Consider the following 18,516-nt stretch of genomic DNA (forward strand, 5'->3'; position numbering starts at 1 on the left):
TTCTTAATTAAATAATTTATTGAGTTAAAAAATATAACAAAAACAAAATGTGCGTGTCATGTAATCTAACAACTATTTTTGCATTCTTTCAGAAGTTGCCTATAATGAAAGTCGACAGAAGAAGGAGGAACGTATCGGAATGGATTCTATAGATCGGAAGATTATTAATCGGCTCCAGCAAAATGCGCGCGTGTCCCTTAAAGCGCTGGCACAGGAATGCTACATCTCTCCACCAACCATCTCCGCCCGAATGCATCATCTGGAACAATTAGGCCTTATCAAAAATTATTATACATTGATTGATTATAAGAAAGCCGGCTACCACATAAAAGCCTATGTTCATGTCAAAGTCGATCCTAAAGACAAATTGGATTTCTATAAATATATTGAATCAATTCCCAATGTCCTTGAATGTGACTGTGTGTCCGGCGAGTTCTCGATGGTGATTAAGGTGATTTTCGAAAGTACGGAACTACTGGATTCATTTATTAATTTGCTTCAGCGGTTCGGCAAAACGAATACGCAAATTGTTTTTTCAACCCCGGTGGACGTACGCGGCGTGAGTCTGAGTGAGGAGAAAGAGGATCGGCCGTAATGATCCTTGTCTCTGCGGCAGATTGTGAGGTAAATGCTCAATTCGGTTGTTAGCATGCGCCTCTTACACCCGCGTGGCCGCCTGCACCTCTGAAACAGCTGCGGCAAATAAATCAATCGCTTGATCCAGTTCTTCTTTTGTTGTTGTTTCGCCGAAAGACAGGCGCACAAGCTCCCGCGCTTCTTCAGCGGAACGGCCGATCGACAGCAGCGTCGGGGAAGGCTGATGCGCTGTGCTGCTGCAGGCGCTTCCTGTGGCAATCGACAAGCCGCGCTGATTGGCGGCGAGCATGATCTGCTGCCCTTCAATGCCGGGAATGCGGAGTGCGAGAATATGCGGCAGTTGATGATGCGCGGATTCTTCAACACTAAAAGAAATGCCTTTCTTTTGAATGCCGGCAATGAACTGTTGTCGCAAATCAGTGACATGGCCAAGCATTGCTTCAGCCTGCTGGCAAGCTACCTTGGATGCCGTAACGAAGGCGGCTATGCCGGGAAGATTGACGGTACCTGGGCTAAGCCCCTGCTTAGGTGCCCCGGGCAGCTGCGGTTGAAAAGCTTCGCGCGGATGCACGTAGCAGAGTCCAACTCCTTTGGGTCCGTAGATTTTATGGGCGGTGGCTGACAAAGCGGTAATATGCGCCGCTTCGGCATCGATCGGCAATTTTCCATAGGACTGTACGGCATCACAGTGGAAGGCAATTTTTTTGCTGAACAGCAGCTTGCCGATTGTGTTTATATTATTAATGCTCCCCATTTCGTTATTGACATGGTCAACACTGACAAGAATTGTGTCTTCTCTGAGCGCCTGTTCAATTGTTGACGGATCCACTTCGCCATCCGCGCGGCGCTTCAGTTCAGTGACTAAGAAACCTTCCTCGCGCAGTTTTTCAAAGGCAAGCACAACGGATGAATGCTGTCCCTGTACATAAATTAAATGATTTCCTTTGTTCTTTCGGGCATGCGCTATGCCGTCAATCGCCAGCAAGTTGCTGTCCGAGCCTCCGGAAGTAAAGAAAATGGTGTTTGCTTCAACGTGGAGATGGCGGGCGATTTGTTCTCGACAAGAAGCGAGTAGTCGGTCTGCCGCGTCACCAAAGTCATGTGGGCTGTTGGTGTTGCCGAAACAGTGCTGAGCGACATCTGTATAAGTTTTCAGAGCTCTTGAAGACATGGGTGTTGTCGCTGCATAGTCAAGATAAATCATCGGTACTGCGCTCCTTTTAGTGCTAAGCTTTTATTTTTTGTCCGTCAGAGGCTTTGCGACATTTTTTTTTTGTTGAAAAAATGGTAGTTATCATGCTGCTGTTTTCGTTAAATAACTTCGGTAAACCGTTATCCTTAGTAAATTTTTAACAATATGTGTTTTCCTACTTGCTGTAAGTTTAATAATGTGACAATATAGTTGTCAAGACAAGTGTAAAGACAGGTGTAAACAATTGAAAACATTTCAATCAGATATCGTTATTATTGGAAGCGGACTGGCTGCGCTTTACACAGCAGCGAAGCTCATGAAAGAGAAGCGAGTGATTGTCCTGACAAAAAGGGAATGGCAGGCAAGCAATTCCTTTCTTGCTCAAGGCGGGATCGCGGCGGCATACGCTCCGGATGATGACTGGCATCGGCAGCTGGAAGATGCATTGAGGGCAGGACGCTATCACAATGATGTCGATGAGACTGCTTATCTTGCACGAGAAAGCAAAGTTCAAGTGGATGAGCTGATTCGATTGGGCATGAAGTTTGACCGTGATCGAAACGGGACTATTTTGCTGGCAAGAGAGGGTGGGCATTCTGCCGCTCGCGTCCTGCACGCGCACGGCGACGCGACCGGTCGCGAGCTAACGACCTTTGTTAAGCGCTACGTCGAGCAGCAGGTCGTCATTCATGAACAGACGCAGGTCGTCGAATTGATGGTTCGAAACGGCCGCTGTGTCGGCGCTCTTGCCAAGGATCCGTCAGGAGAAACGGTTCTTTATCGAGCGCAGAATATCGTGCTTGCGACCGGCGGATGCGGTCAGCTTTACGCGCCGACTTCTGCAGACCCTGCAGTAACCGGTGATGGGCTGGCCCTTGCTTATCGGGCCGGTGCCACGCTCAAAGATATGGAGTTTGTTCAGTTCCATCCGACTTTGCTGATAGAGAACAACCACGCTTACGGGCTGGTTTCTGAGGCCGTTCGCGGCGAGGGTGCGAAGCTGATCGATCAGGATGGCAATCGGCTTCTTGCCGGGAAGCACCCACTCGAAGACCTGGCGCCTCGCGATGTGGTGTCTAGGATTCTGTTTAAAGCGCAGAAGACCGGTCAGGTCAAAAAAGTTTATCTGGATATATCAATGATCGACCATTTTTCCGACCATTTTCCAACCATTACCGGGCTTTGCCGCGAGGCCGGTGTCGATATAGCAAAAGGAAGGATTCCGGTTGCGCCCGGCGCCCATTTTCTTATGGGCGGAATCGAGACGGATCATGAGGGACGCACAACGTTGCCCGGGCTGTATGCCGTTGGCGAGTGCGCATGCACCGGGGTACACGGAGCCAACCGAATCGCCAGTCATTCACTGCTTGAAGCGATCACTTATGCGGGGACAGCTGCTTCCAGCATAATGAACGAAACAGCGGTTCCTGTGGAGGATAGTGCTGTTGAACCAGGCATCAAGCCGGTGCCGGCGCTCCCTGCCAAAAAAGAAATTCAGAAGATGATGTTCGCGCATGTCGGGATTTGGCGTACCAAGCAGTCGCTCACCACAGCGCTCGATTGGTGCCGTTCTTGGAAAATTGACTTTAACCGCTCGGAACGGCTGGACGGCACGAAGGACGAACTGGAGAGACTGAACATGCTGACCGTTGCTTGGCTGATTGCCACCTCAGCATTGGAACGCACTGAAAGCCGCGGTGGCCATACACGGATTGATTATCCGGAGGAAATTGAAGCTTGGCGGACAAAAAACATCCTGCGCGAGGTGACTCCTGTTGAACAAAATTAAAGTACGTCAAGCGCTCGAAGCTTTTTACAATGAGGACATTGGTCACCAGGATTTAACCAGTGAAACAATTTTTGCCCTTGAAGACACGGCCGTCGGTACGTTTACTGCGAAAGCGGCGGGAACCATCTGCGGACTGCCGGTATTGATCGAGGGCTACAGGCTGCTCGACCCGGAAATTACCATTCATTTTCACGTTTCCGAAGGCGATCATGTTCAGGCAGGTGTTGATCTGCTGACGGTCAGCGGTCCGGTGCGCACGTTGCTCAGTGCTGAACGTGTGCTGCTTAATTTGCTGCAGCATATGAGCGGGATTGCAACTATGACGTCTGCAGCAGCGGACCTCATGAAGGGCAGCGGAACACGAATCTGTGATACGAGAAAGACGACGCCCGGTCTGCGCCTGTTTGAAAAATATGCAGTAAAGATCGGCGGCGGCTTTAACCACCGGTTTGGTCTCTATGACGCGGTCATGATCAAGGATAATCATATTGTGCATTCTGGATCAATCAGCCGCGCCGTACAGAAGGTTCGTACCGAGCTTGGCCATACAGTGAAAATTGAGGTCGAGACGACATCGCTTGAGACCGTCAGGGAGGCTGTTCAGGCAAGAGCAGACATCATTATGTTTGATAATTGTTCGCCGAGTGAGATTCGCATGTATGTTCAGGAAGTCCCGGACACCATCGTCACGGAAGTATCCGGCGGCATTGATTTAACGACATTGAAGGATTATGCCGGATGCGGCGCGGACTATATTTCACTTGGCTGCCTGACCCATTCGGTCAAAGCGCTCGACATCAGCTTTAATTTACACATGGATAATCAATAATCAAAAGGGAAGGAGTGAGTGAACAGTGGGTTTGGCAGAAACCTTTTTAAAACAGACGCAAATTCCGGAGACCTATCGGAATGCATCTAAAGATGTATTGACCGAAGAAGGATGGCGACTCAAAGAACAGCTCGGTTCACGGATCTATATTCCCGGCCATCACTATCAGCGCGATGAAGTGATTCAATTTGCGGATGATCGCGGTGATTCACTTCGGCTGGCACAGCTTGCAGCTGCCAAAAAAGAAGCGGACTATATTATTTTTTGTGGGGTTCACTTTATGGCGGAAACGGCCGACATACTCACAGATCAAAGGCAGAAGGTCATTTTGCCTGATCGCCGGGCGGGCTGCGCGATGGCCGATATGGCGACGATTCACCAGCTTGAGCGTGCGTGGGACCATTTGCAGACGCGGTTCGGCGATAGTATCCTTCCAATGACTTATATCAACTCGACTGCGGAAATCAAAGCGTTTTGCGGCAGGCATGGCGGGGCAACGCTGACTTCGTCCAACGCGGGAAAAATGATGCAATGGGCGCTGACGCAGAAGCAACGAATTCTCTTTCTTCCCGATCAGCATTTGGGACGCAACACCGGCGTTCAGCTTGGTATTCCGCTGAACGATATGGTGGTCTGGGATCCGGTGCGGGAAAGCTTTGAAGGCGATGCAGGCGAGCATACACAGGTCATTCTTTGGAAGGGCTTCTGTACGGTGCATGAACGGTTTACCGCAGAGAACATTGCCGACTGCCGGCGTGAGGATCCGGATGTGCAGATTCTTGTTCATCCCGAATGTGACTATGAGGTTGTACGTCAGGCGGATTTTGCCGGATCAACCAAATATATTATTGATGTAATTGATCATGCACCGAACGGGTCGCACTGGGCGATCGGTACGGAGATGAATCTGGTGAATCGTCTGAAGCACAGTCATCCGCATTTGCACATTCGTTCACTGAATCCGATGATGTGTGCGTGTCTGACGATGAATCGCATCGACCTGCCGCACTTTGTCTGGTCACTGGCGCAGATTGCGGCAGGCACACCGGACAATATCATCTCTGTCCCTGATGCGGTTGCGCGTGATGCTGTCTTAGCGCTTGAACGGATGCTTGCACAATCATGAGCAGGTGTCCTCGTGTGGCTCGTATGGGACAAAACGTCAATGATGATGGGGTTGAACGTTTTCATTGACTAATATGCGATTGATTAAGACGTCAAACGAGCCGGATCTTTTGGATCCGGCTCGTTTGACGTTTTTTTTTAACACTGGTAAGAAAGTTTATCGTTTTGCCTTAGCGGTACGACGATAAGGTCATGAGACCCGATTGGGCGATCAGGTAAGCGCCCCATCTGAGAAATAGACGGAGAAATTCCGTTTATTTTGAAAATGAACGATAAAATTGCTTAAATAGACGGAAAAATTCCGCTTATCGAATCGAAAAACGTGAAAAAGGAGGGTTTTTCTGCGCATAAGCGGAAAAATTACCCTTATTTACCTGTGAAACAAGCGCCAGTAGTAAAATAAGCGGAAAATCTCCGCTTATTTTATTCCGGCCGCGTAACTTAATTAAGGTTCAAAATGATTTATGAAAAAGATATGTTTGTTCAAGACAAGCTTGATGATTCAAAACCGCATTTGATGTCGACCGGAGCGATCGGCTTGGCTAACTACCTAAGCTACTTTTTTCCACATAGTACACCGCTTGAAACGAAGTTTATAGCTGTTGGTGTGACGGTGTTGACGGTGATCTTACTTTATCGGCGCATTAATTCGGTCGCTAAAATTTCGACGATCCTGTGGGGCGGAATGATTCTGACCGTTGTGCTAATCATCGGAACCGCACTCATGCATTTCAATCCAAGTCTGGCTTTCGATTTTCCAAAAAATGCATTTGAACCTGCCTCATTTTTTACCGGACTTGGTGCAGGGATGTTGCTTTCGATTTATGATTATCTCGGCTATTTTACAAGCTGCTATCTCGGTGATGAAGTGAAGGATCCGGGACGTACGCTTCCTCGGGTCGTGACCTTATCGATTTTGCTCGTTGCACTTATCGATCTTTTAATGAATATTGGCATTATTGGTGTTGTTCCGTGGCAAGAGGCGATGAAGAGCGGTAATATCGGAACTTTGTTTATGGAACGCATTTGGGGAACGCCAGGCGCAGTCATAATTACGATTTTGATCGTATGGACCTGCTTTGCTTCGGTCTTCAATGGCTTGCTGGGTGCATCGCGTCTCCCTTACAATGCGGCGAAAGATGGATTGTTTTTCAAGCCTTTTGCGAAACTGCATCCAAAGTATCATTTTCCAAACGTGTCGCTGCTCATTCTAGGCGCTATCATGGCGATTTGCTGCTTCTTCGATCTGACGACGATTATCAATGCGTTGATGGCACTGACGATCGTGATCCAATTCATGGGACAGATTGTGGCGCTGACCGTTCTTCGCAAGCGCCGTCCGGATTTAAAACGGCCTTATAAACAATGGCTTTATCCGCTGCCAAGCATTCTCGCATTTATTGGTTGGGCCTTTGTGTTCTATTCTTCGGGTTGGTCGGCGATCGGTTTAGCTGTTGTTTGGACCGTGATCGGTGCGATCATTTATCTATTCTGGGCACGGAAACATCAAGATTGGCCGTTCAGTAAACCGGTTATTGTTGAGACAAATAAAGAGATCTAATTTTTGAAGGTGGTTCGGACAGATGGATGGTGTTTTAGCTTTTGACTTTGGCGGGACCAAGGTTGCCGTTGCTTTATCAGATCACAATGGGCATGTGTTGGCTGAGAATCAGGTTGGATCGGTGAAAAGCGGCGGAATGGATTTTCTAAGGACGGTAATCGCTTGTGGACAAGATTTGCTGGCAAGTCGTGAGGAAACGCATCTCGTGGGCATCGGTATCGGTATGTGTGGTGTGGTCACCAAGGATCAGATCGAATTAGCGCCAAATTTGTATGGGATGGAGAAAGTGAATCTTTGCGCGATTATGACTGCTGCATTCCATGTACCGGTGCGTATGGAAAACGATGTAAAAGCAGCGGCGCTTGCCGAACTACATCGCGGTGAGTTGGCGAATACGGACTACGGATTATACGTCAATTTAGGGACCGGTGTTTCTGTGAGCATGACTTATGGTGATCAAGTCATGCGCGGACACAATGGTGCATCCGGGGAAATTGCTTACTTAATGCAGAATCGAAAGGATAACAAGACGTATCAATCCGGACATGCGTCATTTGAAGAGTTTGCGAGCGGATCTGGTATTGCCCGACGTGCGACGGAACACTTTGGAACCCCATTAACAACGAAAGAAGTTTTTGACCTGGCAAAGAAAAACGAAGAATATCGCGCGTTCGTTGATGAAGCGCTGAGCGAGATTGGCTATCAAATTGCCAATCTTTCAATCTTCTGGAACCCGCAGAAAATTGTCGTTGGAGGCGGGATGGCCGCGTCGTTTTCTCTGCTTCGAGCAGTAATCGAAGAACGCCTGAAGCAGTGCGTGCCCTATCCGCCGAAACTGGTACGCTCACATTTCAAGCAAAACGCTGGATTATACGGTGCAGTGGAACTCGGATTGATCGCAGCGCGCGCGAAGTGCAGCAATCAATAATGATAAAAGACTTGAGTGAGCGTTACTATTCGGAAGACTTGCCTGTACAAGAAAATAGAGAGCCAGAAAACAAAAAGCGGAGAGAATGGTATCCTAATTCTCTCCGCTTTTCTTATAGATAAAGAAAGTACATGATTTTGCCCTGTTTTCAAACCAATAAACCAGTGTCTTGGCCAAGAATCAAAGCGGAGATGCTTTGGCGCCTGCGGGATCAGGTGCCAGCGAGACCCCGTAGATTTCTGTTTGTCTGAGGAGGCTCGCGGTGCGCCCGCGGCAAGCGAGCAATCGGAGTAACGATTCAGCACCGAAAAGACACGAGTCCATCACACATGGTTGGAGATTAAGGACCGGGTGCTTTTTGCCCTGTTTTTCTTAACAAGTGGAGAAGAGGTCAAATGTAAAATAAAGGAAAAATGAGCCGCCCTTTTAGGGTAGCCGGGAAAGTGGTGCGGCATCTGAGAAGGCATAGCACTCAGGTTCGAACGATGGGTGCTCAGCCATGCAGTAAGTACCCGTTTAGGACTGTAAGCCCCGTATAGAGTGCTGTGAAGATAAGAACGTTTTGCGGAAAATGCTTCTTATCGAGACGAAGTAGTTCTTGAAAGACTAAAAGAATGACAATAATAAGTGAAACATACATGAAGAAGAAGGCTCGGACTCCGGATCCCCAGGCACTTGGTGTGAATCCAATGACGATGCGCGACATTAAACCTGCGAAAAGAACGAGTGCAGCAAAGAGAAACGTCCGCAGATCACTAAAGAGGTAAAGCAATGAAAGCAGGATGCACAGACATACAAGTCCTAAGATGGCTAGAGGCAGGTAGCTCTTTAACGCCCAGACATTTTCCAGCTGCACGTAGCCATATGGGATCACGCGAACATCATAGAGGACATGAGCGAGTTGTGGAAACAGTGTTTTCGTTACTGGACGCAATGCACCGAAGGCAAGCGTACAGAATAACGGGAGGATGCTTATCATGCGCAAGAATGGATCACGATTTTTTGCGTACACTGCTGCGGTGATTAGGATGCACAAAATAAGAAAGATTGGGTCGAAAGTGAAGATGAAATGGTTCAAGGTCGATGAAAAGGCGCCAATCTCAAGTTTATTCGCTACGGACAGCATAAAGAAATGATGGTTGGATCGGACGACCTGTACCATTAATCGTGCATGATTTCCAGGTGAGCTGGCAATGAAAATAAAGCTGGCCATGGTGATCAGAAATTGGATGACTGGAAATAGGTAAAACCGATGCTGAAAAGCGAAGAAGACAATAAATGCGCCAAAGACAATCAGCAAGGCAACGCATAGCTGCTCTTGGTTTGCTGCGTAAATCAGTGCCGGAATGCAGATGATGTACGCATAGTAGGGCAGTCTCTGTCCATTCAGCAGTTTTTTCAATGGAAGCAATGCGATCAGTCCCATGGTCATTGGCCAAAGATAATTGCAGGTGGTGGCTGCCCAACCTGCACTGTTAAATGCGCGTACAGGAATAAGCAGAAAAAGCAGGATGATCAACCAGTTGCACGCAGCGAAGCGGCTTTTTACAAAGAGTTTTGAGAGCGCGAGTACAAATACTGCGATCATGAGCACATCAATCCATTTCCAGAGCCAATCACCGGCATGAAGCACAGGTACCATTACCGCTTCAAGCAGGACCCTGGATGTCCAAGTGAAATAGCGCGCATGCAACCACTGAAAGAGGTCATTATTCTTTAGAATGACTTTAAATCGAGCATCATCGCTGTAGTTCAGTGTCATTGGAAAGTGGATCACAAGAGAGAACAGAATGAAGTACAGGAACGGCATGTAATGGGAATCATTCAGCTGCCGACTTACTTTTCTCATTACTTTTCGCTCCCTGCATTTGGCAATCGAAGGTTTGTTTTCACGACAATCGTCCGCCTGTCGTTGGTCGTGTACGAAAGATACAGCTTATAGTGTGACGGCGGAGCTTTAAGCTGACTCATCTTTACACGTGCAAAAAAACCGCCGGATGAATAGTCATGGGATGACGGGTACTGTTTGTTTAAATCCGCTCTGATCACCATCTTTGTAGGGATTTGATAAAATTGTTCTGATTCTGAATCTTTTAAAAGCACATGTGTTCCGTAAACTTTTATGGATTCTCCCGGGTAAAAGGCCCATCCGGTTATGTCGCTACTTGATCCCATCTTTATCTGGTCAATTTTCCAGTTCAGTTTTGCGCGCGTCTGAGCCTCTGCTATTGTGACTCGCTTCATGTTGCCAATACTTGTTGCTAAGCTGGCAGAAAAGAGCACAAATAGAATCAATCCGCCACAGAGACTAAGGTATGTAATCTGTTTCAATGTTTTTGTTTCCATTATTATGGGCATCCTTTTTAATCTACATCACTAACCAAAATACCCAAAGTGCGTGACGTTTAACCCTAGGCAACGCTCCTAATAACCCATGAGGAATCAGATTCATCATTAGAAAGAATAGCTCAAAGGCTGATGACAAGCAAACACTGATTTGGCTTCAGTCGGGTTTGCTTATAAAAGAAACTCGCGCGAAAAAAGATGGGAAAACTGCGGAAAGCACCCATTACAGGAGGGGGTATCAGGACTAGTGAACTTCGCCGGCCATTCTCTCGATTTTATTGTCCTTGACAAAGATTGACTGCGCTTTCATAATGTTCTTAGGTTCATTCAGTTAATGTACACTAGTGTTGTCTTCAAGAGATCACGATAAAAAAAGTAAGAAAAAGGAACAATACGGGCAAATTCAACATATGTTTGGTGCGCTATGAACCAATGAGGAAGAGGAGATAAGGGCTATGTTATTAGGGAGTATTGAAGCAGGCGGGACTAAGTTTGTGTGCGCCGTAGGAAATGAAGACTATCGAGTGCTTGAAAAAGTATCGATCCCTACGACAGATCCAGGGACCACGTTCACTAAGGTGATCAACTTTTTCAAACCATTTAAGGATTTGGCTGCATTATCGATAGCCTCTTTCGGACCAATCGAAATACAAAAAAATAACAAATTGTACGGATATATCACCGACACCCCTAAGAAAGGGTGGAGCAATGTTGATTTTGTAGGACCGATCAAAAAGGAATTAACTGTTCCCATATTCTTTACAACCGATGTTAATGGATCGGCATACGGGGAATACGTTATGGCGCAACTATTTAATGAAAAAATACAATCTCTCGTCTATCTAACTATCGGAACAGGTGTTGGCGGTGGCGCCGTAATAGACGGAACGATACTAGGGTCAGCCGGGCATACTGAAATGGGGCATGTCTATGTCAAACGACATCCTGATGATTTGGAATTCCAAGGCATCTGTCCCTTTCATAAAGATTGTCTCGAAGGCTTAGCATCCGGCCCAACATTTGAAGCCAGAACGGGTCTTAAAGGAAAAGATATTCCGATTGATCATCATGTTTGGGATATTATGTCGTACTATGTCGCACAAGCAGCTATTCAGCAAACAATGATCCTTAGACCGGACAATATAGTGTTTGGCGGCGGCGTGGTCAGTGAGGCTTTTCTAGAGAAAGTCAGACGCGACTTTGCGGAACTAAACCAAAATTACATCAAAGTTCCGGATCTAAAGACTTATATCAGAATGCCACGAATTAAAGATAACGGATCAGCGACACTAGGAAACTTTGCATTGGCATTCAAAGAACTAGGTAACTAATCGACGTAGGGTTCATCGAGTACAGTCACATCTTTTGAATGCCGGAGTAAATACACAACCTCAAGATATACAGACAAGCCGAAGATTGTTCATTCTTTTCGGCTTTTTTAACAAGTAATGGATAAGAAAACAAGAGCAACAGTGCTGCATGCGATGGAAAATGCAAAGAACCATACGCAAAAGCTGCGGGATAGGAGAGAGAAGCAGCTTTGGAAACGAACAGAGGGACGGCAGTGAACTGAAAAAGAGTGTTCAACGCAATACCGAGTGGATCAACTTGCACATGGGCTGCTTCATAACTTTGGGGTGATGGATGCATGGCATCTGGTGAATAAGATTGAAACGCTTGCTGGGTAGCGCATTGATCGATCTGATTTTATGAATGTGATGGTCTTTGCCTGTGGTTTCTACGGACAAGCACGTCGTTCCACTTATGGTTTTCAAGACAACCGGGTTTTCGATGCGGGAAAAATTGTTGAAGAATATCTCATGCGGCCGGATGTGGAGGACTATCCGTTTACGAGAAAACAGATCATGAAAGCGGCAAGAACTTTAAGAAGTGCTGCGGGAAATGAAGAGCAAGGGAATGAATGAACGATTATATAAAAACGTCCACTTGTCGAAGCAGGTGGACGTTTCGTGTTGAGGATAATTTTTTAAAAGAAAAGATCTGGAATAACCCTCGATTACCGGACGATCAATACGTCCACATTATAAATTTATGTGATCTCTTGAGTGAATGCCGGTAATCCATCTGTTCGATTAAGCTTAAAGTAGGCAATGAAACGGTCATCCGAGATGTTGCCGCTGTTTATTTTCTTCATTAGCTTGCGGCTTCTTTGTTTTAAATAGTGTTTATGTTCTTTTAAAAAGAGAAATTCCATACCGGAGGTCAGACTAAATTGACTGAGATGAATCAGCCGTGCAAATATGAGTGTATTCTTGTTTAGTGTTTCACTTAAGCCCACATCGATGACCTCGACAGCTTCAGTATCATTTTCTGCTTCCTTTAGGAGAATACTGTTTTTTTCTTTATTGATTTTGACAATTTCATAAAGCAGACCGTCTGCTTTCTCCATCGCGCTTAATAGTATCGCCTCTTTCTCGTTTGTTTCATTTTCTTGTTCCCTGTATAGAGATGCTGCATTCTGCTCATTTTTTATTTTCCGATAAACATTGAAATCAAGAATAGCATCCTTTTCAATGCCGGATTCAAGCACAATATCTTTTCCTTCAAGGATGTCCAAAAGTGTAACAGACTGCTTGAAATTGATGCTGCTTAACTTTAAAATTTTGGAGTGCAAAGAGACAAGTTCCTTTCTATATTTCCGATATTCTTCTAGCTTGTCCATTTCGATACTCCTATCACTATTTATTTTGAAATAAATCATCGATTTGCAAACCATGTTGCATAATCCATGATCGCATTCTTTCCTTCTTCATTTAAAGCGACAGCATCTAATTCACATAGTGGAATAAGAATTTTCTTCCTGCTCAGCCTTGAATTTGCGATGATACCATATTTGTCGTCAATGAAATCCAACATGTGTACGTTTAGCACGTCACCTTCTTGAATTATTGAATCCGGCTCTTGTGATTCGACAACTTTGGCCTTAAAAGGGAACGCAACAACGTGTTGAGTGTGTGACAACCATGCATCCTGTATATCAGATTCAGTTTTCAAATTTTGTATTACCTTTTGAATTCTTTTCTCTTGCTCGTTAATATTATCCCAGTACACGGAAACCAATTCCTCTCGTCACTAATTAGCTACCTAGTGCATCGTGCGTTTAGGATACAACGAATGTAACTTGATGCGGGCATCGGGTGTGGTAAATTGCCCCTTGATCGACAAGCCGGGCAACTTCGTCGTCAGTTAAAGCAACACTCTATTTTATTGGACGCATCATTTCACTTTTTAAAAAAAAGCATTACAATTAATCAAAATCTTAGATACGTGCACTAGTAGCAAAATCTTATTACTGTCTCAATATATTATATAATAAGTTTGGTTTCATCTTCTAGAAAGGCAATCAGATTTAATTAATGAAGATGAATGATTCGTGAAGCAGCGGAAGAAAATAGTTTCATAGTGGAGGGAATTTAAACATGGGGCACTATTGCAGAATATGCGGAAGAACACGGGCCAATGAAAAATTTTCGGGGAAAGGGCATCGAAATCATATCTGTAAAGACTGTTCCCGCAGAAAAGCGAAGAAGAACAGCAAACATGAAGAACACTTTTCCCCTGAACTCCTATCGTTGGCAGAAACAATGCCGACTCGCTTACGGGATGTATTTGGGAACGATTTTGAAATTTTTGATTTGGATTTTGAAAGATATGATGCTGATGAAGAAGATGACGAAAATCTGCCATTTTGAAGCGGGAATCTATCCTGAGTGCGAAATAAGTGAATGATGGGCTTATGAATCAAGATGTAGATAGAAAAAGATGGTTCAAATAGGCTCGATAAGAAAAGGAGTAGGCTTTCCGATCCAAAAGGCGAATTGTCTGTCCGTTATTGGATTATAGATAGCAGAGTGGGCTTGATCTGTATATAGTTTTGCGATCTTCAAGAATCAAAAGGGGTACACATGGAGCAAACGAATCGTATAGGAGTAGCTAAGGATTATTCGGCTTATATTAGCGGGCTTGCTTTAGGTTTCTTATTTCACCTTCATGGGCGATCGATCGTACGGAAAGGGTAGTTAGAATCGTTGCTTGTTTATCAACTTTCCCATTTAGGTTGGTGATCGCTTCTGAATTTTTAACAACTTGTTTTTGAATGCCATCTACTTTCCTCTCAATTCGATCGAGGCGTTCATTCATTCCATCGAACTTTTGATCAACGGCCTCAAATCTCTGGTCAATGGCCTCAAATTTCTGGTTGATTTCTTTAAATCCGTGTCGCATTTCTGTGAGAATTAACTGGAGTTCCTCGTTCATTTCGTTCATTCCTCCTTTAATGATTGTATTGGGATTATCCTATTTAATTATATATGGAAACGTAGGGTGTGTATATAAAATTTTACGACTGTGCGGGAGCTGTCAATTTTTGTGGGATTTGGGGAAAAGCACTTGAATAAAGGGTACAGCAGTCATTACAGGAGCAGGATAAGGAATTGGAAAGGGTATTGCAGCACATTTGACAAGGGACGGGATCACTTCGAATGCATATCATTAACTAATCATTATGTTAAAATGTAAGTACATAAACTTGATTAGTAAATCGACATAGAAAGAAGTGTGTGCAAGTATGACGATTGACTCCAGTTCGAAAAAGCCTATGCATCTTCAGATAAGAGAGGATTTGCTGCAAAAGATCCGTTCCGGGTTTTATAAAGAAAACCAACTGATTCCAAAGGAGATTGAACTTGCAGAATCTTATGGTGTCAGTCGTCCTACTATTCGTCAATCCATTCAGGCTCTGGTTAATGAAGGATATTTACAAAGAAAAAAAAGAAAAGGTACGATTGTTCAACGAAGAAAAATCAATCAAGAATTTACGCACATCATTGAAAGTTACACTACAGAAATGGATCGAAAAGGACTTGATCCTAAGACAACGGTAATGGCCTTTAAGACGGAGCCAGCAAGCGAGGAAGTCGCAGAAAATCTTGAAATCAAAGAGGGAGAAAACGTTCAAAAGCTAATTCGGTTGCGATTTGCACAGGAAGATCCTATTGTGCTCGTGACTACCTATTTACCTGCCAAACAGTTAAAGGATCTCATGGATGTTGATTTCTCAAAACAACAATTATACAGCGCGCTAGCTAAGCAAGGTTATCCTGTTCGTTCAGTAAAAAGAAAATTGGAGGTTCTCAAAGCAGGTGAGACTGTAGGGGCTTTACTTGATATCGATGCTGATGACCCGATTTTCTATTTCCATACGATTGGTTATTCTGATCAACATATTCCTGTTGAATATTCGATCTCTAAGTATAGAGGAGACTTGAATTCTTTTGTATTTGAGATCTCAAATACTACTCAGGATAATCCATAATCAGTGAAAAACGAAGCATTGTGAAAATCACAATGCTTCGTTTTACGGTGCTCATTTTCAAGCGAACGATTATACGTCAATTACGTCTTTTCCTGCTGCGTCCATTTGTTCTTTAATCTCTTTAATGATTCGGATACTTGCACTGCAGCCAATACGTTCCGCTCCGTTTTTAATCATCTCAATAAATGTTTGTGCATCGCGGATTCCACCTGCCGCTTTCACTTTAACAGATGATCCGACCGTCTGTTTCATAAGTCGGACGTCCTCAACCGTTGCGCCACTCGGACCGAATCCCGTTGATGTTTTAATGAAGTCGGGTTTAACAATCTTAGCTATTTCTGCGAGCTTAATGATCTCGTCTTTGGTCAGATAAGCGTTTTCAAAAATCACCTTAGAGATTGCATGATGATCACGGCAAACAGACACAATTTGCGACATTTCTTCTTTGATATAATCGTAGTTTTTGTTCTTCAATTCCGAAATATTAATGACATAATCAATTTCGTCCGCTCCGTTTTTAAGCGCATCTTTTGTTTCCGCAATCTTGGCCTCAATTGTCGTTTGACCAAGTGGAAAGCTAATCGCAGCTCCTACATGAACATCAGTGCCTTTTAAAAGGGACGCGCAAAGCTTGGTCTGTGTCTGATTTATAGCGACCATTTTGAAGTGATACTTCATTGCTTCTTTACATAACTTTTCCATATCCTCTTTTGCTGCATCCGGTTTCAGATTCGTGTGATCAATGAATCGACTTAGCGTATCAAGCGAATATTGAGTCATAACCAACACCTCCATATGTCATTACATATAATATATATCCTTAAACTGTATGTGTCAATAAATAGTTTGAAGGTAATTAGTAAAATCACTATTGACAGCGTTTACATAAACAACTACTATAGTGGTGTAAACAGCTTAACTATTTTAAATAAATAAGGACATATTTTTTTATTGAATTATATGTATAGATAGGAGGTGACTTTGTTGAAAATTTTGCTAACATCTCACGGAGAATTTTGCACAGGGTTATTGAATAGTTTTCACATGGTAGCGGGTAAATCAAATAACATTTACGCTTTGGCTTTAACAGATGCGGGAATCAGATCTTTCTCCAATAAGTTGAATGAATTATTAAATGAATTGACTCTTGATGATCAAGTTTTGATTCTGTGCGATATGAAAGGTGGGACTCCCTTCAACGAAAGCTACAAATATTATTTAAGTCACAAGCAATTGGTGAACGTGGTCTATGGGATGAATTTACCTATGGTTATTGAAACGGGTATGTCGTTAAATTCAGTACAAAGCTTGCAACAATTAGGAAAAATAGCGGTGAGTTCGGGGATTGAGAATGTTGGGGAAGTTTTGGATGAGAGTAATGAGTTAGATGAATTAGACTTTTGATCTTGTGAAAGGGGTGCTGCAATAATGACGATTTCCTTAGCTAGAGTAGATGACCGTGTGATTCATGGTCAAACGACTACAAGATGGTCAAAAGCTAGGCCAGTTTATGGTATTTTAGCTGTTGGTGATGATATTGCCAATGATGCACTTCGAAAAAAAGTACTGAAGGCTGCAGCAGGCGATATCAAGCTTGGTGTTTATACGGTGGAGCAAGCACCGGAGAAAATAAAAAAGGCAGTGGAATCCGATAAATTTTATTTTTTAATTAGTAATTCGCCACAAACAATGGCTAGGCTTGTGGAAAAAGGCGTTTATATAGGTAAAGAGTTAAATATTGGACCTATGAATACTCGTAAAGGTGCAAAAGTGCTTGGTAGAACTGTTGCAATAGATGAGCAAGATTATCAAGCATTTAATTATCTAGAAGAACATGGTGTTCAGGTTTTATTTCAACTTCTTCCCGACGATGATCCGAAATCATGGAAAGTACTGAAAAAAAAGTTTGACGCTTTGAAATAAAAAGTTAAATGACGAGGAGGGGAGCGCTATGGATTACGCGCTTTTACTAGCAGCGATTTTGACTGGAGTCTTTTGCTATCTTGGAGCCATTGAATCACCTTGGCTATTTGGAATGACCGGTGGTTTTTATATCGTTGGCAGGCCGTTAGTAGCAGGACTGCTTGTTGGGTTGGCTTTTGGAGATGTAAAAGCAGGTGTCCTCTGCGGGCTTGCAGTGCAGGCGGTTTTTATTGCTAATTTATCTACTGGTGGTGCGACAAACAGCGAAATTACCTATGCAGGTTATGGCGGCATAGGCTTGGCCATGGCAACAACTAAAGATCCAGGTGTAGCCGTGGCACTATCGATCCTTGTTGGTCAAACTTTCGGTTTAATTTTTTATAACTTGCGTATGGCTTTTTATTCCTACTGGAATGCACGTGCGGAAAAAGCTGCGGAGACGCTTAATACTCGGGGAATTACACTGAATCATTTGATCTACCCCCAAATTTCGACATTCCTCCTTCGATCCGTTCCGATATTCTTAGCAGTATATTTTGGAAAAGGATTAGTTGACTGGTTGCTGGCAAATATTCCACATGTTGTAACTGATATTATATCTGTTCTTGGTGGTGTTCTGCCTGCATTAGGTATCGCGATGCTGATGAATATAGTAATCAAAAATAAAGCACATTTGATTTTCTTCTTTGCAGGATTTGTTTTACTTGCTTTTGCTGGCTTGCATATGATCGCCTTGGTGTTCATATCGGCATTGGTTGCTTATCTTGTATTTCTAGCGAGTCGAAAATCCATTGTAGCTCCAGTCGGAGGACCAGAATCAGTCGAAATGAACAGAAAGCGAGCTGATGAAGACGTGTTCGAAGATGAGGATCTTTTCTAAATGAGCTGAAA

Annotated in this window: 20 protein-coding genes; 13 read left to right on the forward strand and 7 right to left on the reverse strand. The window is 44.1% G+C overall.

Annotation, left to right across the window (positions count from 1 at the left end; genetic code table 11):
- The first annotated feature begins 139 nt into the window (after window positions 1-139).
- Window positions 140-595 (forward strand): Lrp/AsnC family transcriptional regulator, encoded by a 456-nt coding sequence (locus BM003_RS13565; RefSeq protein ID WP_093673982.1) that lies wholly within the window; start codon window positions 140-142, stop codon window positions 593-595.
- A gap of 63 nt (window positions 596-658) precedes the next feature.
- Here the strand turns inward: BM003_RS13565 and BM003_RS13570 are convergent, their stop codons facing one another.
- Window positions 659-1,801 carry a cysteine desulfurase family protein gene (locus BM003_RS13570; protein ID WP_093673984.1) on the reverse strand — a complete coding sequence of 381 codons (1,143 nt, stop codon included), beginning with the start codon at window positions 1,799-1,801 and terminating at the stop codon, window positions 659-661.
- Between the two features lie 232 nt (window positions 1,802-2,033).
- Between BM003_RS13570 and nadB the strand changes: the two genes are divergently transcribed.
- The 5 genes from nadB (at window position 2,034) to BM003_RS13595 (ending at window position 8,021) form a co-directional block, all read left to right on the forward strand.
- Window positions 2,034-3,578, forward strand: coding sequence for an L-aspartate oxidase (nadB, locus tag BM003_RS13575; RefSeq protein WP_245734284.1), 1,545 nt, complete (start codon window positions 2,034-2,036; stop codon window positions 3,576-3,578).
- Window positions 3,565-4,407: a carboxylating nicotinate-nucleotide diphosphorylase gene (gene nadC, locus BM003_RS13580; protein ID WP_093673986.1), complete on the forward strand. Its 843-nt coding sequence runs from the start codon at window positions 3,565-3,567 to the stop codon at window positions 4,405-4,407. Before nadB ends, nadC begins: the two co-directional genes overlap by 14 nt.
- Before the next feature lie 25 nt (window positions 4,408-4,432).
- Complete coding sequence (gene nadA, locus BM003_RS13585) at window positions 4,433-5,533, forward strand: quinolinate synthase NadA (RefSeq protein WP_093673988.1); 1,101 nt, start codon at window positions 4,433-4,435, stop codon at window positions 5,531-5,533.
- A 456-nt stretch (window positions 5,534-5,989) separates the two neighbouring features.
- On the forward strand, window positions 5,990-7,093 hold the full coding sequence (locus tag BM003_RS13590) for an APC family permease (protein WP_218143270.1): 1,104 nt from the start codon (window positions 5,990-5,992) through the stop codon (window positions 7,091-7,093).
- Window positions 7,094-7,115: 22 nt separating this feature from the next.
- Window positions 7,116-8,021 (forward strand): ROK family protein, encoded by a 906-nt coding sequence (locus BM003_RS13595; protein WP_093673990.1) that lies wholly within the window; start codon window positions 7,116-7,118, stop codon window positions 8,019-8,021.
- Window positions 8,022-8,514: 493 nt separating this feature from the next.
- On the opposite strand, the gene BM003_RS13600 is transcribed toward BM003_RS13595, so the two are convergent.
- Both BM003_RS13600 and BM003_RS13605 read right to left on the reverse strand, forming a co-directional pair.
- Window positions 8,515-9,870, reverse strand: coding sequence for a DUF6056 family protein (locus BM003_RS13600; RefSeq protein ID WP_093673992.1), 1,356 nt, complete (start codon window positions 9,868-9,870; stop codon window positions 8,515-8,517).
- Window positions 9,870-10,367 carry a hypothetical protein gene (locus tag BM003_RS13605; RefSeq protein WP_093673994.1) on the reverse strand — a complete coding sequence of 166 codons (498 nt, stop codon included), beginning with the start codon at window positions 10,365-10,367 and terminating at the stop codon, window positions 9,870-9,872. Before BM003_RS13605 ends, BM003_RS13600 begins: the two co-directional genes overlap by 1 nt.
- A 455-nt stretch (window positions 10,368-10,822) precedes the next feature.
- Here BM003_RS13605 and scrK point away from each other — a divergent pair, with 455 nt between their 5' ends.
- Together scrK and BM003_RS13620 are read left to right on the forward strand one after the other, a co-directional pair.
- Window positions 10,823-11,698 carry a fructokinase ScrK gene (gene scrK / locus BM003_RS13610; protein WP_093673996.1) on the forward strand — a complete coding sequence of 292 codons (876 nt, stop codon included), beginning with the start codon at window positions 10,823-10,825 and terminating at the stop codon, window positions 11,696-11,698.
- Between the two features lie 378 nt (window positions 11,699-12,076).
- Window positions 12,077-12,292: a hypothetical protein gene (locus tag BM003_RS13620; protein ID WP_093674000.1), complete on the forward strand. Its 216-nt coding sequence runs from the start codon at window positions 12,077-12,079 to the stop codon at window positions 12,290-12,292.
- Window positions 12,293-12,417: 125 nt separating this feature from the next.
- Here the strand turns inward: BM003_RS13620 and BM003_RS13625 are convergent, their stop codons facing one another.
- Window positions 12,418-13,050 carry a DUF7986 domain-containing protein gene (locus BM003_RS13625; protein ID WP_093674002.1) on the reverse strand — a complete coding sequence of 211 codons (633 nt, stop codon included), beginning with the start codon at window positions 13,048-13,050 and terminating at the stop codon, window positions 12,418-12,420.
- Window positions 13,051-13,085: 35 nt separating this feature from the next.
- Window positions 13,086-13,439, reverse strand: a complete 354-nt coding sequence (locus BM003_RS13630) for a calcium-binding protein (protein ID WP_177184798.1) — start codon at window positions 13,437-13,439, stop codon at window positions 13,086-13,088.
- A 408-nt stretch (window positions 13,440-13,847) separates the two neighbouring features.
- On the opposite strand from BM003_RS13630, the gene BM003_RS13635 reads away from it, so the two are divergent.
- Window positions 13,848-14,117 carry a hypothetical protein gene (locus BM003_RS13635; RefSeq protein WP_177184799.1) on the forward strand — a complete coding sequence of 90 codons (270 nt, stop codon included), beginning with the start codon at window positions 13,848-13,850 and terminating at the stop codon, window positions 14,115-14,117.
- 225 nt (window positions 14,118-14,342) lie between these two features.
- Here BM003_RS13635 and BM003_RS13640 read toward each other — a convergent pair whose 3' ends face one another.
- Entirely contained in the window at window positions 14,343-14,645 is a 303-nt protein-coding gene (locus BM003_RS13640) for a hypothetical protein (protein WP_093674008.1), read from the reverse strand.
- Window positions 14,646-14,955: 310 nt separating this feature from the next.
- Between BM003_RS13640 and BM003_RS13645 the strand changes: the two genes are divergently transcribed.
- On the forward strand, window positions 14,956-15,702 hold the full coding sequence (locus tag BM003_RS13645) for a GntR family transcriptional regulator (RefSeq protein WP_093674010.1): 747 nt from the start codon (window positions 14,956-14,958) through the stop codon (window positions 15,700-15,702).
- Between the two features lie 69 nt (window positions 15,703-15,771).
- On the opposite strand, the gene deoC is transcribed toward BM003_RS13645, so the two are convergent.
- Window positions 15,772-16,482: a deoxyribose-phosphate aldolase gene (gene deoC, locus BM003_RS13650; RefSeq protein ID WP_093674012.1), complete on the reverse strand. Its 711-nt coding sequence runs from the start codon at window positions 16,480-16,482 to the stop codon at window positions 15,772-15,774.
- A gap of 204 nt (window positions 16,483-16,686) precedes the next feature.
- Between deoC and BM003_RS13655 the strand changes: the two genes are divergently transcribed.
- From BM003_RS13655 to BM003_RS13665, 3 genes are read left to right on the forward strand one after another with little or no spacing between them, the layout of a single operon-like run.
- The gene (locus BM003_RS13655) at window positions 16,687-17,106 is read left to right on the forward strand and encodes a PTS sugar transporter subunit IIA (RefSeq protein WP_093674013.1); all 420 of its coding nucleotides are present in this window, start codon (window positions 16,687-16,689) and stop codon (window positions 17,104-17,106) included.
- Between the two features lie 24 nt (window positions 17,107-17,130).
- Entirely contained in the window at window positions 17,131-17,625 is a 495-nt protein-coding gene (locus BM003_RS13660; protein WP_093674015.1) for a PTS sugar transporter subunit IIB, read from the forward strand.
- Window positions 17,626-17,653: 28 nt separating this feature from the next.
- Window positions 17,654-18,505 (forward strand): PTS mannose/fructose/sorbose/N-acetylgalactosamine transporter subunit IIC, encoded by an 852-nt coding sequence (locus tag BM003_RS13665; RefSeq protein ID WP_093674017.1) that lies wholly within the window; start codon window positions 17,654-17,656, stop codon window positions 18,503-18,505.
- Window positions 18,506-18,516: the final 11 nt, after the last annotated feature.

Origin of the sequence: Sporolactobacillus nakayamae (genome assembly GCF_900113325.1) — a bacterium.
In the GTDB taxonomy this organism is placed as follows: domain Bacteria; phylum Bacillota; class Bacilli; order Bacillales; family Sporolactobacillaceae; genus Sporolactobacillus; species Sporolactobacillus nakayamae.

Excerpts from the sequence above, each read along its gene's own strand:
- BM003_RS13660 (WP_093674015.1), top strand. The coding sequence starts at position 17,131 with ATGACGATTTCCTTAGCTAGAGTAGATGACCGTGTGATTCATGGTCAA.
- BM003_RS13620 (WP_093674000.1), top strand. The coding sequence starts at position 12,077 with ATGAATGTGATGGTCTTTGCCTGTGGTTTCTACGGACAAGCACGTCGT.
- BM003_RS13590 (WP_218143270.1), top strand. The coding sequence starts at position 5,990 with ATGATTTATGAAAAAGATATGTTTGTTCAAGACAAGCTTGATGATTCA.
- BM003_RS13635 (WP_177184799.1), top strand. The coding sequence starts at position 13,848 with ATGAAAAATTTTCGGGGAAAGGGCATCGAAATCATATCTGTAAAGACT.
- scrK (WP_093673996.1), top strand. The coding sequence starts at position 10,823 with ATGTTATTAGGGAGTATTGAAGCAGGCGGGACTAAGTTTGTGTGCGCC.
- BM003_RS13645 (WP_093674010.1), top strand. The coding sequence starts at position 14,956 with ATGACGATTGACTCCAGTTCGAAAAAGCCTATGCATCTTCAGATAAGA.
- BM003_RS13565 (WP_093673982.1), top strand. The coding sequence starts at position 140 with ATGGATTCTATAGATCGGAAGATTATTAATCGGCTCCAGCAAAATGCG.
- BM003_RS13600 (WP_093673992.1), bottom strand. The coding sequence starts at position 9,870 with ATGAGAAAAGTAAGTCGGCAGCTGAATGATTCCCATTACATGCCGTTC.
- deoC (WP_093674012.1), bottom strand. The coding sequence starts at position 16,482 with ATGACTCAATATTCGCTTGATACGCTAAGTCGATTCATTGATCACACG.
- BM003_RS13640 (WP_093674008.1), bottom strand. The coding sequence starts at position 14,645 with ATGAACGAGGAACTCCAGTTAATTCTCACAGAAATGCGACACGGATTT.
- BM003_RS13605 (WP_093673994.1), bottom strand. The coding sequence starts at position 10,367 with ATGGAAACAAAAACATTGAAACAGATTACATACCTTAGTCTCTGTGGC.
- BM003_RS13570 (WP_093673984.1), bottom strand. The coding sequence starts at position 1,801 with ATGATTTATCTTGACTATGCAGCGACAACACCCATGTCTTCAAGAGCT.
- BM003_RS13595 (WP_093673990.1), top strand. The coding sequence starts at position 7,116 with ATGGATGGTGTTTTAGCTTTTGACTTTGGCGGGACCAAGGTTGCCGTT.
- BM003_RS13665 (WP_093674017.1), top strand. The coding sequence starts at position 17,654 with ATGGATTACGCGCTTTTACTAGCAGCGATTTTGACTGGAGTCTTTTGC.
- BM003_RS13625 (WP_093674002.1), bottom strand. The coding sequence starts at position 13,050 with ATGGACAAGCTAGAAGAATATCGGAAATATAGAAAGGAACTTGTCTCT.